The organism is Streptomyces mutabilis (genome assembly GCF_014649815.1).
GTDB lineage: Bacteria > Actinomycetota > Actinomycetes > Streptomycetales > Streptomycetaceae > Streptomyces > Streptomyces mutabilis.
In genome coordinates this window covers 36,329-50,137 of the sequence record NZ_BMTT01000025.1, presented here as the reverse complement: position 1 = coordinate 50,137, position 13,809 = coordinate 36,329, and the positions used below count along the sequence as shown (strand labels likewise).

The window sequence follows — 13,809 nt, the reverse complement described above, 5'->3', positions numbered from 1 at the left end:
GGGCGGCGGGGGCGAAACCCTTCCCGGCACCCTGCGTACGCTTCCCCTGTGAACGACAACCCCCGCTTCGGCCCCGCCACCGGCATCGGCTCCCTGCCGGGCCAGGACGCCCGCGAGGCCGCGAAGACAAGCACCGGCACCTTCGAGGACTTCCCCTTCCTCCCCGAACTGCCCGCCCGCGGCCCCGGCGCCGACATGATCGGTCGCACCGCCGGCCTGCTCGTCGAGCTCTACGCGCGCGTGGAGCCCAGCGGCTGGCGCCTCGGTGACCGTCCGGGCCGGGACACCAAGCGGGCCCGTTCCTGGCTGAGGGAGGACCTCGACGCCCTGGAGGAGTTCACCCAGGGCTACGAGGGCCCGCTCAAGGTCCAGGCCGTCGGCCCGTGGACCCTGGCCGCCGCCCTGGAACTCCGCAACGGCGAGGCGGTTCTCTCCGACGCCGGCGCCTGCCGCGACCTCGCCGCCTCGCTCGCCGAGGGCCTGCGCCTGCACCTGGCCGAGGTGCGGCGCCGTGTCCCCGGCGCCCGTGTCGTCCTCCAGCTCGACGAACCGTCCCTGACCCCCGTACTGCGCGGCCGGGTGCGCACCGCCAGCGGCTACCGCACCCACCGCGCCGTCGACCGGCAGGTCGTCGAGTCCGCCCTCCGGGACCTGGCCGCCGTCCACGGCACAGGCCCGGTCGTCGTCCACTCCTGCGCCCCCGACGTGCCCTTCGCCCTGCTGCGTCGCGCGGGTGTCACCGGTGTCTCCTTCGACTTCTCGCTCCTCACCGAGCGTGACGACGAGGCGATCGGCGAGGCGGTCGAGGGCGGCACCCGCCTGTTCGCCGGTGTCGTCCCGGGCACGGACACGGCATTGTCAGACCCGGCCGGTAGCGTCATGGGTGTCAGGACGCTGTGGCGCAGGCTGGGGCTGTCTCCGGGGCTTCTCGCGGAGGCGGTCACCGTCACGCCGTCGTGCGGACTCGCGGGCGCGTCCCCCGAGTACGCCCGCCGGGCCCTCGCCCACTGCGTCCGGGCGGCGAGATCACTCGCGGACAACCCAGAGTAACGGGAGGACAACACGGTGGCCGGCGACAAGCAAGCGGAGACGACGAACGTGCCCGCCGAGGCGCGTGAGAAGCACGTGCAGCTCGCTGAGCAGATCGAGGAGCACCGCTTCCGGTACTACGTGAACGACGCTCCCGTCGTCAGCGACGCGGACTTCGACCGGCTGCTGCGTTCCCTGGAGGAGCTGGAGGAGGAGTACCCGGAGCTGCGCACCCCGGACTCCCCGACCCAGAAGGTCGCCGGGTCCTACGAGACGGAGTTCACGGCCGTCGAGCACCGTTCCCGCATGCTCTCCCTCGACAACACCTTCAACGACGAGGAGATGGCCGCCTGGACCGAGCGCATCGCCAAGGAGCTGGGCGAGCAGGAGTACCACTTCCTGTGCGAGCTGAAGGTCGACGGACTCGCCGTCAACCTCACCTACGAGCGCGGCCGTCTCGTCCGCGCCGCCACCCGCGGGGACGGCCGCACCGGCGAGGACATCACGCCAAACGTCCGTACCATCGCCGAGATCCCGGAGCGCCTGAAGGGCGACGGGGTCCCCGACCTCGTGGAGATCCGCGGTGAGGTCTACTTCCCGATGGAGAAGTTCCAGGAGCTCAACGCCCGGTTGAACGAGACGGGGGACAAGCCCTTCGCCAACCCGCGCAACGCGGCGGCCGGTTCGCTGCGCCAGAAGGACCCGCGCGTCACCGCCTCCCGCCCGCTGCACATGGTGGTCCACGGCATCGGCGTCCTGGAGGGGTACCAGGGCAAGGGCATGACCCGCCTCTCCCAGGCCTACGACCTGCTCAAGACCTGGGGCCTGCCCACCTCCCCGCACAACAGGGTCGTCGACGGCCTCGACGGCGTACGCGAGTTCATCGCCTACTACGGCGAGAACCGGCACTCGGTGGCCCACGAGATCGACGGCGTCGTCGTCAAGCTCGACGAGATCCGCCTCCAGGGGCGGCTCGGCTCCACGGCCCGGGCGCCGCGCTGGGCCATCGCGTACAAGTACGCGCCGGAGGAGGTCAACACCAAGCTCGTCGACATCAAGGTCGGCGTCGGCCGCACCGGCCGCGTCACTCCGTACGCGCAGGTGGAACCGGTCACCGTGGCCGGCAGCGAAGTGGAGTTCGCCACCCTGCACAACCAGGAGGTCGTCAAGGCCAAGGGCGTCCTCATCGGCGACACCGTGGTGCTGCGCAAGGCCGGCGACGTCATCCCGGAGATCCTCGGGCCGGTCGCAGACCTGCGGGACGGCAGCGAGCGGGAGTTCGTGATGCCCGCCGAGTGCCCCGAGTGCGGGACGCCGCTGCGGGCCATGAAGGAGGGCGACATCGACCTCCGCTGCCCCAACGCCCGTACCTGCCCGGCCCAGTTGCGGGAGCGCGTCGCCTACCTGGCGGGCCGGGAGTGCCTGGACATCGAGCACTTCGGCGGCGTCGTGGCGGCCGCGCTGACCGGGCCGCTGGAGCCGGCCGACCCACCGCTGGTGGACGAGGGCGACCTCTTCGACCTCACCGTCGAGAAGCTGTTGCCCATCAGGGCGTACGTCCTCGACCCGGACAGCGGTCTGCCCAAGCGCGACCCCAAGACGGGTGAGGAGAAGATCGCCACGGTCTTCGCCAACAAGGAGGGCGAGCCGAAGAAGAACACCCTCTCCCTGCTGAAGCACATCGAGGAGGCCAAGACCCGCCCGCTGGCCCGCTTCATCAACGGCCTCTCCATCCGGTACGTGGGGCCGGTCGCCGCCCAGGCCCTCGCCCGCGAGTTCCGCTCGATCGACCGCATCGAGCAGGCCACCGAGGAGGAGCTGGCGAGCGCGGACGGCGTGGGTGCCACCATCGCCGCCGCCGTCAAGGAGTGGTTCGCCGAGGACTGGCACCGCGAGATCGTCCGCAAGTGGAAGGCGGCCGGAGTCCCGCTGGAGGAGCAGTCGACCGGCGAGGACGAGGGGCCGCGCCCGCTCGAAGGACTCACCGTCGTCGTCACCGGCACCCTGGAGAACTTCACCCGTGACGGAGCCAAGGACGCCCTGCAGAGCAGGGGCTCGAAGGTGACCGGGTCGGTGTCCAAGAAGACCTCGTTCGTCGTGGTCGGCGACAACCCGGGGTCGAAGTACGACAAGGCGATGCAACTGAAGGTGCCGGTTCTGGACGAGGACGGTTTCGCCGTGCTGCTCGAACAGGGACCCGAAGCAGCGGCCGAAGTCGCGCTTTCGGCCGAGGAATAGCGGTTGAAGGCCACCCGATCGGCGCATACCAGATGCATACGGGTGGCCGGGTCGCATTCGGGCAACCGCCGACGACCGGTGCCCCTGGAAGCCTTGCGCGGCCTACTGTTGGGATGTGCGCCTGCCGTGCCCAGCTGCGGTTGGGGCATCCTCCTGTCCCCGAGGGACGGGGGGAAGGGTTCTCCAACGCGGAGCCGTTGATGGTGGTCGAGGCGGGGGCCGCGTGGCGTGGGCACCGCCGGCTGTGAGAGGGACGGGAATGGAACCGACCGAGAGCGCCGCCGCGGGCTCACGGCTGCGTCGCATGGTGGGCGCGGGGCACGTGAGCCGGTGGCTCGGGCAACGGGGTGGTGGCGCACCCCGTCCCGCGGTGGGCGCCCGCGCCTCCGCGCCGCCGACGACCGGCCACGGCTCGGCGCCACCGGGTGACGGTCACGGCTCGGGGCCCGGGGGCCCCGGCCACGGCGCCGCACCGTCGCGCGCCGGCCACGTCCCGACGCACACCGACACCGACGGCGAACGGCACCTGTCCTGGCCCGCGTTGCCCTCGGCGGTCGTCGCGGCCGCCGCCTTCGTGCTGGGCGCCGGTTTCTACCGGGCGTTCACCGGCGGCCACGCGCTTTTCCCGTCCGGCCCCGCCGGCTGGGCGCTGGCCGTGCTGACCGGCATCGTCGTCGGCCACCTGGTGATGCTCGGCCGGTCCCGCTGGTGGGGCGGCACCGGGTCCGGCGCCGCCCTCACCCTCGCCGTCCTGCTGCTGTACGGCTGGGTTCCGGCCGGCATGGTCAGCCTCACCGTCGTCGTCCTGGTCGGCATAGCCCGCCGGGGCCGGTGGCGGCACGGCATCCTGCACGGCGCGGTGGACGTCCTCGGTATCGCCGCGGGGGCGATGCTGCTCGGTGTCTGCGGCTCCGTGCCGTCCGTGGAGGACCCCTGGAACCCGGCCACCTGGGGGGTGTACGCGGTGCCCAAGGTGGTGCTCGTCGCCGTCGCCTACCTCGTCGTCACCCGCGCCCTGCTGTGGTACCTGCAGACACCGCGGGCCGGCCTGCCCACCGTCGCCCGCACCGCCCTGGTCAGGCAGGGACTGGTCGCCGTCGCGCTGCTCGGCATCGCCCCGCTGGTCTGCGTGGTGGCCGTCGCCAAGCCGCTGCTGCTGCCGCTGTTCGCCATTCCGCTGATCGCCCTCGACTACACCCTGTGGATCGCCCGCGCCCGTGCGGAAGAGCAGTTACGCGACCCGCTCACCGGACTGCCCAACAGGCAGTGGCTGTTGGAGCGCACCTGGACCGCGCTGGACGACGCCGAGCGCATCGGCGCCCGCGCCGCCCTGCTGCTGATCGACCTCGACCGCTTCCGGTCGGTCAACGACACCCTCGGTCACCTCGCCGGTGACCGGCTGCTGCTGCAGACCGCCGACCGGCTGCGGCAGGCCCTGCCGCGCGGGGCGGAGGCCGCGAGGCTCGGTGGCGACGAGTTCGCCGTCTTACTGCCCGTCGCCGACTCGACCACGTCGGCGACCCGGATCGCCCGGGGGCTGGTCGGCACGCTCAGCTCCCCGATGGACCTGGACGGGCTCACCCTCGTTCTGGAGGCCAGCGCCGGTGTCGCCGTCTTCCCCGACCACGCGCTGGACGCGGAAGGGCTGCTGCGCCGCGCGGACGTGGCGATGTACCAGGCGAAGCGCGACCGCACCGGCGTGGAGGTCTACGAGTCCAAGCGTGACTCCAACACCCCGGACCGCCTGGGCCTGCTCGGTGACCTGCGCCGCGCCCTGGACGCCCACGAGGTCCAGCTGCACTACCAGCCCAAGGTCCGCTTCGACGGACACGTGGCCGGACTGGAGGCGCTGGTGCGGTGGGTGCACCCCGAGCGGGGCAAGGTGCCACCGGACGAGTTCATAGCGATCGCCGAGTCGTCCGGGCTGATGCCCCACCTCACCGAGTACGTACTGGAGACGGCGCTCGAACAGGTCGCCCACTGGCGTTCCCAGGGCCTGTTCGTGCCGGTCGCGGTCAACGTCTCCCCGCGCGACGTGCACACCCCGGGCTTCGCGGGCTCGGTCGCGGCCCGGCTGGCCCGGCACGGAGTTCCGGCCGGAGCGCTCCAGCTGGAGATCACGGAGCACGTCCTGCTGGAGGACCCGCAGCGCGCCGCCGACACCCTCAACGCCCTGACCGGACACGGCGTCAAGATGTCCCTGGACGACTTCGGCACCGGTTACTCCTCGCTGGTCCACCTGCGCCGGCTCCCGGTCAGCGAGCTGAAGATCGACCGCTCGTTCGTGGCCCGGCTGGCCGTCGACACCGAGGACGCCGAGATCGTGCGCTGCACCGTCGACCTGGCGCACTCCCTCGGTCTGCTCGTCGTCGCCGAGGGAGTGGAGGACGACGAGACCTGGGAGCGCCTGCGCGACCTCGGCTGCGACGCCGTACAGGGCTGGCTGGTCGCCGCCGCGATGCCGCCGGACGAGACCACCGCCTGGCTGCTGGCCCGTGGCGCCCGGGGCTGGCAGCGGCCCGCCGCCGCGCTCCCCGCGGCGGCGGGGGACGACCCGGGCCGGGTCGGCTGACCTCCCGCATCACGGGTCGGGCGAAGGGCACCCGGCACCCCGTGGCCGTCCACGTCACCCGGCCACGCCGGCCGCCCACCCACCGAGGCGACCCGTCCACGTCCGACGCGCGGCACACCCGGGAAACCAGCCATGTCACTGTTCGTTCCGAAGTTCGACGAGTCCGTGGTCGTCCGCGAGGCCGACGCGGAGGTCGTCGGCCGGGCACCCACCACCGTGCGTCTGCTGGCCGACAGCAGTGCTACCGGCGGCGCCCTGTCCACGCAGCGCGTCACGCTCACCGCGGGCGCCGACGGCGCCAAGCCGCACCGGCACGAGAACCGCGCCGAGATGTTCTTCCTGCTCGACGGCGCCGCCGACATCCTCTCCGGCGAGGACGTCCTCACCGCCGGGCCCGGTGACCTGGTCGTGATCCCGCCGGGCAAGCCGCACGCCTTCGCCGCCGTGCCCTTGACCGGCGCCGACCTGCTGATCGTCCTCACCCCGGGCATCGAGCGCTTCGAGTACTTCCGCCACCTCCAGCGCATCCGCCTCGGCGAGGCCACCCCGGAGAGCCTCCTGGACGTCCAGGACCTGTACGACAACCACGTCCTGAGCAGCCCCGCCTGGGACGCGCGCCGCGCCTGAGCGGGCGGCGGGGGAAACCGTTTCACGGGCACGGGGCGCCGCCCCATAGGATTGGGCCAAACCGACTTGCCAAAGCCGATTCGCCCCAACCACACACTCACCCCAGAGGAACGCTGCATGCCTGGCATCACGCGCGAGGAGGTCGCCCACCTCGCCCGGCTGGCGCGTCTGGAGCTGAAGCCCGAAGAGCTCGATCACTTCGCGGGACAGCTGGACGACATCATCGGCGCGGTCGCCCGCGTCAGTGAGGTCGCCGACCAAGACGTACCGCCGACCTCGCACCCGCTCCCGCTGACGAACGTCATGCGGCCGGACGAGGTCCGTCCGTCGCTCACGCCCGAGCAGGCGCTCTCCGGCGCCCCGGCCCAGGAGCAGCAGCGTTTCAAGGTGCCGCAGATCCTGGGGGAGGAGTAACCGCCATGAGCGACATCATCAAGCTCACCGCGGCCGAGATCGCCGAGAAGATCGCCTCCGGCGAGCTGACCGCGGTCGAGGTCACCGAGGCCCACCTGGCCCGCATCGAGGCCGTCGACGAGAAGGTGCACGCCTTCCTGCACGTCGACCGCGAGGGCGCCCTCGCCCAGGCCCGTGCCGTGGACGCCAAGCGCGAGCGCGGCGAGAAGCTCGGCCCGCTGGCCGGCGTCCCCCTGGCGCTCAAGGACATCTTCACCACCGAGGGCGTGCCCACGACCGTCGGCTCGAAGATCCTGGAGGGCTGGATCCCGCCGTACGACGCAACCGTCACCAAGCGCCTCAAGGACGCCGACGTCGTCATCCTCGGCAAGACCAACATGGACGAGTTCGCCATGGGGTCCTCCACGGAGAACAGCGCCTACGGCCCGACCGGCAACCCCTGGGACCTCACCAAGATCCCCGGCGGCTCCGGCGGCGGCTCCTCCGCGGCCCTCGCGGCCTTCCAGGCCCCGCTCGCCATCGGCACCGACACCGGCGGCTCCATCCGCCAGCCCGCGGCCGTCACCGGCACGGTCGGCGTCAAGCCGACCTACGGCGGCGTCTCCCGCTACGGCATGGTGGCCTTCTCCTCCTCCCTCGACCAGGGCGGTCCCTGCGCCCGCACGGTCCTGGACGCGGCCCTGCTGCACGAGGTGATCGCCGGGCACGACCCGATGGACTCCACCTCCATCGACGCCCCCGTCCCCGCGGTCGTCGACGCGGCCCGCAACGGCAGCGTGCAGGGCATGCGCGTCGGCGTCGTCAAGCAGTTCCGCGGCGAGGGCTACCAGGCCGGCGTCGTCCAGCGCTTCGACGAGTCCGTCGAGCTGCTGAAGGAGCTGGGCGCCGAGATCGTCGAACTGGACTGCCCGTCCTTCGACCTCGCGCTCTCCGCGTACTACCTGATCGCCCCCTCGGAGTGCTCCTCCAACCTCGCCCGCTTCGACGGCCTGCGCTACGGCCTCAGGACCGGCGACGACGGCACGCACTCCGCCGAGGAGGTCACCTCCCTGACCCGCGAGGCCGGCTTCGGCCCCGAGGTCAAGCGCCGCGTCATGCTCGGCACGTACGCCCTGTCGAGCGGCTACTACGACGCGTACTACGGCAGCGCCCAGAAGGTCCGCACCCTCATCAAGCAGGAGTTCGAGCGGGCCTTCGAGCAGGTCGACGTGATCGTCTCCCCGACGACCCCGACCACCGCCTTCCCGATCGGCGAGCGCGCCGACGACCCGATGGCGATGTACCTGGCCGACCTGTGCACCATCCCCACCAACCTGGCGGGCAACGCGGCCATGTCGCTGCCCTGCGGCCTCGCCCCCGAGGACGACCTGCCGGTGGGTCTGCAGATCATCGCCCCCGCCATGAAGGACGACCGCCTCTACAAGGTCGGCGCCGCCGTCGAGGCCGCGTTCGTGGAAAAGTGGGGCCACCCGCTGATCGAGGAGGCACCGTCGCTGTGAGCGCACTGTCCAAGGCCAAGGGCTTCAAGAGGTCCAAGTCCGGTCTGTACGTCTCGATGGCCACCTCGGCGTTCGGCGCCGTGGGTGTCTACAAGCAGATCAAGAAGGCTCGTGGCGACAGCGACACGCTGCGGCTGCTCGACGCCGTCGTGACCGGCGCCGCCGTCGTCACCAACCTCGCCATCCTCTACCGCGAGCTGAAGCGCCTGGGCGACGACGACGTCCTGCTGGGCTGAGAGGGAAGTTACACCGTGACCACCACGACCGACCTGGTGTCGTACGAGGACGCGCTGGCGTCGTACGACCCCGTCATGGGCCTCGAGGTCCATGTCGAACTCGGCACCAAGACCAAGATGTTCTGCGGCTGTTCGACCGCGCTCGGCGCCGACCCGAACACCCAGACCTGCCCCGTCTGCCTCGGCATGCCCGGCGCGCTCCCGGTCGTCAACGCGACCGGCGTCGAGTCGGCGATCAAGATCGGTCTCGCGCTGAACTGCGAGATCGCCGAGTGGTGCCGCTTCGCCCGGAAGAACTACTTCTATCCGGACATGCCGAAGAACTTCCAGACCTCCCAGTACGACGAGCCGATCGCCTTCGACGGCTACCTCGACGTGCAGTTGGAGGACGGGGAGACCTTCCGCGTCCAGATCGAGCGCGCCCACATGGAGGAGGACACCGGCAAGTCGACGCACGTCGGCGGCGCGACGGGCCGTATCCACGGCGCCTCGCACTCCCTCCTCGACTACAACCGCGCCGGCATCCCGCTCATCGAGATCGTCACCAAGCCGATCGAGGGAGCGGGCGAGCGCGCCCCCGAGGTCGCGCGGGCCTACGTCCGCGAGCTGCGCGAGCTCATCCGTGCCCTCGGCGTCTCCGAGGCCCGCATGGAGATGGGCCAGATGCGCTGCGACGTGAACCTGTCGCTGCGCCCCAACGGCACCGAGAGGTTCGGCACCCGCAGCGAGACGAAGAACGTCAACTCGCTGCGCTCCGTCGAGCGCGCCGCCCGCTTCGAGATCCAGCGTCACGCGGCGGTGCTGAGCGGCGGCGGCACGATCATCCAGGAGACCCGCCACTTCCACGAGGACACGGGGTCCACGACCTCCGGGCGAGTGAAGGAGGAGGCGGAGGACTACCGGTACTTCCCGGAGCCCGACCTGGTGCCGGTCGCCCCGTCCCGCGAGTGGGTCGAGGAGATCCGGTCCAACCTGCCCGAACTGCCGCTGGTGCGCCGCAACCGGCTCCGCGAGGAGTGGGGCATCTCCGGCAACGACATGCAGTCCATCCTCAACGCCGGCGCGCTGGACCCGATCGTCGCCACGATCGACGCCGGTGCCGACGCGGCTTCCGCCCGCAAGTGGTGGATGGGCGAGCTGGCCCGCAGCGCCAACGAGTCCGGCAAGGCGCTCGACGAGCTGGCGATCACGCCGGTCCAGGTCGCGCGGGTCGCCGAGCTCGTCACCAAGGGCGACCTGAACGACAAGCTCGCCCGCCAGGTCATCCTGGGCGTCCTGGCCGGCGAGGGCACGCCGGACGAGGTCGTCGACAAGCGTGGCCTGAAGGTCGTCTCCGACGAAGGCGCGCTCACCACCGCCGTCGAGGAGGCCATCGCCGGCAACCCGGCCATCGCCGACAAGATCCGCGGCGGCAAGGTGGCCGCGGCCGGCGCCCTGGTCGGCGCCGTCATGAAGGCGACCCGGGGCCAGGCGGACGCGGCCCGCGTCAAGGAGCTGATCCTGGAGAAGCTGGGCGTCGCCGAGGGCTGAGCACCGCTGCTCCGAGGTCCTGGGGAACGCGTCACCGCGACGGGTTCCCCAGGACCTCTGTTGTGAGCAAGCCCACTAAGTGCGCAAACGATCACTTCCGCCTGGAAGAGTGATTTCGCATTGCTCATGCGTTCTTTGCGGGCGGTTCACACTAAGTAAGACTGTTCCCGGTCAAAGATCCACAATCAGACACCTGGGAGCACGTTCGTGGCAGCCCTCGCACGCTGGTGTGTACGACGTCGTCTCGTCACCGTTCTGCTCTGGCTCGTCGCCCTCGGCGGCGCCACCACGGCCGCCGCGGTCGCGGGCTCCGCGTACTCCAACGACTACGGCGTGCCCGGCACCGACTCCGACCGCGCCTCCCGGCTGCTCACCTCCGGCTTTCCCGGCCTCGGTGGCGACAGCGACACGATCGTCTGGCACACGACGACCGGCACCGTGCGCGCCCCCGACGTCGAACAGGCCGTGACGCGCACCCTGGACCGCATCGCGGAACTCCCCGGCGTGGCCTCGGTGACCAACCCCTACGACGACTCCGACTCGCCGCGGATCAGCGGGAACTCCCGCACGGCGTACGCCTCGGTCACCTTCGAGGACGCCTCCCAGGACATAGACCCGGCCGAGGCGCGGGCCGTGGTCGACACCGCGAAGGCGGCCGGGACCGACGGTCTCCAGGTCGAACTGGGCGGCAGCGCCGTCGCGCTCACCGAGACGCCCGACGACCACCTTGCCGAGGCCGTCGGCGTGGCCGTCGCCGCCGTCGTCCTGTTCCTCGCCTTCGGCTCCCTCGCCGCCTCCCTGCTGCCCATCGCCACCGCGCTCGTCTCCGTGGGCACCGCGTACGCCGGTATCACCCTGCTCGGCCACGCCATGACCGTCGCCGACTTCGCGCCCATGCTGGGCACCCTCATCGGTCTCGGCGTCGGCATCGACTACGCCCTCTTCATCGTCACCAGACACCGGCGCGGACTGAAGCGCGGCCTCACGGTCGCCGACGCCGCCGAGAACGCCGTCGCGACCACCGGACGGGCGGTCGCCTTCGCGGGTGCCACCGTTTGCATCGCGCTGCTGGGCATGCTGATCCTCCGGCTCAGCTTCCTGAACGGCGTGGCCGTCGCCGCCTCGCTCACCGTCGTCCTCACCGTCGCCGCCTCCGTGACGCTGCTGCCGGCGCTGCTGTCGTACCTCGGCCCGCGCGCCCTGAGCCGCCGCGAGCGGCACCGACTCGCGGAGCACGGGCCCGAGCCCGAGCTGCCGACCGGGTTCGCCGCCCGTTGGTCGGCGTTCGTGGAGCGCCACCCCAAGCTGCTCGGCGCCCTCGCGCTCGTCGTCATCACCGTCCTCGCCCTGCCCACCCTCGGCCTGCGCCTGGGCACCTCCGACCAGGGCAACGACCCCAAGGGCAGCACCACCCGCCAGGCCTACGACCTCCTCGTCGAGGGCTTCGGTCCCGGCGTCAACGGTCCCCTCACCCTGGTCACCGAGGTCGGCGGCGCCGAGGACCGGCTCGCCCTGGACAACCTCGACGCCTCCCTGCGCACCACCGAGGGCGTCTCCTCGGCGACCCCGGTGACCTACGACTCGGGCGGCGACACGGCGTACCTCACCGTCGTGCCCGAGTCCTCACCGCAGTCGCCGGACACCAGCGAGCTGGTCGAGCGGCTGCGCTCCGAGGTGCTGCCGCGCGCCGAGAACGGCACCGCGCTCGACGTGCACGTGGGCGGTGTGACGGCCGGCTACGACGACTTCGCCGAGGTCATCGTCGGCAAGCTGCCCCTCTTCGTCGGCGTCGTCGTGGGCCTCGGCTGCCTGCTGCTCCTGCTCGCCTTCCGCTCGATCGGCATCCCGGTCAAGGCCGCCGCGATGAACGTCGCCGCCGTCGCCGCCTCCTTCGGCATCGTCGTGGCGATCTTCCAGTGGGGCTGGGGGAGCGAGCTGCTGGGCCTCGGCAGCGCGGGCCCGATCGAACCCTTCCTCCCCGTGATTATGGTGTCGGTGCTCTTCGGGCTCTCCATGGACTACCAGGTCTTCCTGGTCAGCCGGATGTACGAGGAGTGGCTGGAGACCGGCGACAACCGTCGTGCCGTCCGGGTGGGCCTCGCCGAGACCAGCCGGGTGATCAACTCCGCCGCGGTCATCATGATCTCGGTCTTCCTCGCCTTCGTCCTCAGCGGCGACCGCGTCATCGCCATGTTCGGCGTCGCGCTCGCCGCCGCCGTCGCCCTGGACGCCTTCGTCCTCCGCACGCTTTTGGTGCCCGCCCTCATGCACCTGCTCGGCAGCGCCAACTGGTGGCTGCCGCGCCGCCTGGACAGGCTCCTGCCCCGCATCAGCATCGAGCCGCCCGAGTGCCGTGCCGCCCATGAGAGGCTGGCCGCGGCGACGGACGCCGAAGTGGCGGACGTCCTTGCGGAGGAGGAACGGCAGCAGGATGTACGCGATACCACTGGGTGACGACGGAGCCGAACTGCGCCCCCTGGAGACCTGGCACGCCGAGGAGTTCCTGGCCCACCTGGACCGGGGCAGGGAGTTCATCACACAGCACATCCCCTTCGGCGCCAAGGCCACCGACGTGGCCTCCGCCCGGGAGATCCTCCAGGCATACGCCGACAGGCACGCCGCCGACAGCGGCTTCCTGCACGGGCTGTGGCTGGACGGCAAGCTCGTCGGCGGACTCCTCTTCCGGGTCTTCGACGCCGCCACCGGCGTCTGCGAGATCGGCTGCTGGCTGGAGCCCGCCGGAACGGGCCGCGGCCTGGTCACACGCGGTGCCCGGGTCCTGATCGACTGGGCGTTCGACGAGCGCGGCATGCACCGTGTGGAGTGGCACGCCTCGTCCGCGAACACCCCGAGTGTCAACGCCGCCCGGCGACTCGGCATGATGCGTGAGGGCGTGCTGCGCGAAAGCTCCCTCCACCGGGGCGTCCGCCAGGACATCGAGGTGTGGGCGGTACTCGCGCCCGAGTGGCGTGCGGCACGTGAGGCACGCGCGCGTGCCGCTCACAAGGATCATTAAGGGACCTCTCAGACAGCGTCCGTACGGTGCGAGGCATGGGAACGAAGACAGTGGACGAGACCGGCGTGAAGACCGACGAGCACAGGACGGACGAGGCAGCGGAGGCTCCCGAGACCACCGGAGCCGAGAAGTCGGAGGGTGCGGAGGACACGCCCGACGACGCCGAGGCGGCTGACGACATCGACCTCGCCACCACCGAGACCGAGGGTCCCACCGGCGTCGGCCAGGGCGCCGGTGCCGTCGTCTCCGCCGGTCTGGGCATCGTCTCGCTGACCGGCAGCTGGGTCGGCACCGTGGCCTCCGCACGCGAGTCACTGGTCGGCCAGCTGCAGACGTCCTCCTCGTCCAACGTGGGCATGCTGATAGAGAAGGGCTACGGCAACGCCTGGCACGCCACCGCCCTGTGGGGCGGGGCGTTCGCCCTGGTCGCGCTGATAGTCGGTGTCGTGGTGCTGGCCCGCCCCGCGTTCGGCGCGCCCGGCCGCCCGCAGGCCCCGTGGATCAAGTCGGTCGCCTGGGCGGGCGTCGCCCTCGGCGTCATCGGCCTGCTGCTCGCGGTCCTGAAGTACACGGACATCCTTCTCGGTCTGCCGTCCACCGGCTGACCAGGCTTTCTCAGGGGTCTTAGGGCATCCACGCGCCCCCCGG

At 71.5% G+C, this 13,809-nt stretch carries 11 protein-coding genes; all 11 read left to right on the top strand.

Features of this window, described 5'->3' with window-relative positions; genetic code table 11:
• Positions 1–48: 48 nt before the first annotated feature.
• Positions 49–1,050 carry a methionine synthase gene (locus IE142_RS31150; protein ID WP_191888834.1) on the top strand — a complete coding sequence of 334 codons (1,002 nt, stop codon included), beginning with the start codon at positions 49–51 and terminating at the stop codon, positions 1,048–1,050.
• A gap of 15 nt (positions 1,051–1,065) precedes the next feature.
• Positions 1,066–3,267 (top strand): NAD-dependent DNA ligase LigA, encoded by a 2,202-nt coding sequence (gene ligA / locus IE142_RS31145; protein WP_191888833.1) that lies wholly within the window; start codon positions 1,066–1,068, stop codon positions 3,265–3,267.
• Positions 3,268–3,526: 259 nt separating this feature from the next.
• Positions 3,527–5,839, top strand: coding sequence for a putative bifunctional diguanylate cyclase/phosphodiesterase (locus tag IE142_RS31140; RefSeq protein WP_191888832.1), 2,313 nt, complete (start codon positions 3,527–3,529; stop codon positions 5,837–5,839).
• A gap of 132 nt (positions 5,840–5,971) precedes the next feature.
• On the top strand, positions 5,972–6,466 hold the full coding sequence (locus IE142_RS31135; protein WP_191888831.1) for a cupin domain-containing protein: 495 nt from the start codon (positions 5,972–5,974) through the stop codon (positions 6,464–6,466).
• A 117-nt stretch (positions 6,467–6,583) separates the two neighbouring features.
• Positions 6,584–6,880, top strand: a complete 297-nt coding sequence (gene gatC / locus IE142_RS31130) for an Asp-tRNA(Asn)/Glu-tRNA(Gln) amidotransferase subunit GatC (protein ID WP_004925108.1) — start codon at positions 6,584–6,586, stop codon at positions 6,878–6,880.
• Between the two features lie 5 nt (positions 6,881–6,885).
• Positions 6,886–8,379, top strand: coding sequence for an Asp-tRNA(Asn)/Glu-tRNA(Gln) amidotransferase subunit GatA (gene gatA / locus IE142_RS31125; RefSeq protein WP_191888830.1), 1,494 nt, complete (start codon positions 6,886–6,888; stop codon positions 8,377–8,379).
• On the top strand, positions 8,376–8,615 hold the full coding sequence (locus IE142_RS31120) for a hypothetical protein (protein WP_191888829.1): 240 nt from the start codon (positions 8,376–8,378) through the stop codon (positions 8,613–8,615). Before gatA ends, IE142_RS31120 begins: the two co-directional genes overlap by 4 nt.
• 15 nt (positions 8,616–8,630) lie before the next feature.
• Positions 8,631–10,145 (top strand): Asp-tRNA(Asn)/Glu-tRNA(Gln) amidotransferase subunit GatB, encoded by a 1,515-nt coding sequence (gene gatB, locus IE142_RS31115; RefSeq protein WP_191888828.1) that lies wholly within the window; start codon positions 8,631–8,633, stop codon positions 10,143–10,145.
• A 207-nt stretch (positions 10,146–10,352) separates the two neighbouring features.
• Positions 10,353–12,599, top strand: a complete 2,247-nt coding sequence (locus tag IE142_RS31110) for an MMPL family transporter (RefSeq protein ID WP_191888827.1) — start codon at positions 10,353–10,355, stop codon at positions 12,597–12,599.
• Positions 12,577–13,161, top strand: coding sequence for a GNAT family N-acetyltransferase (locus IE142_RS31105; RefSeq protein WP_191888826.1), 585 nt, complete (start codon positions 12,577–12,579; stop codon positions 13,159–13,161). Before IE142_RS31110 ends, IE142_RS31105 begins: the two co-directional genes overlap by 23 nt.
• Before the next feature lie 35 nt (positions 13,162–13,196).
• Positions 13,197–13,766 (top strand): hypothetical protein, encoded by a 570-nt coding sequence (locus IE142_RS31100; protein WP_191888825.1) that lies wholly within the window; start codon positions 13,197–13,199, stop codon positions 13,764–13,766.
• Positions 13,767–13,809 lie beyond the last annotated feature (43 nt).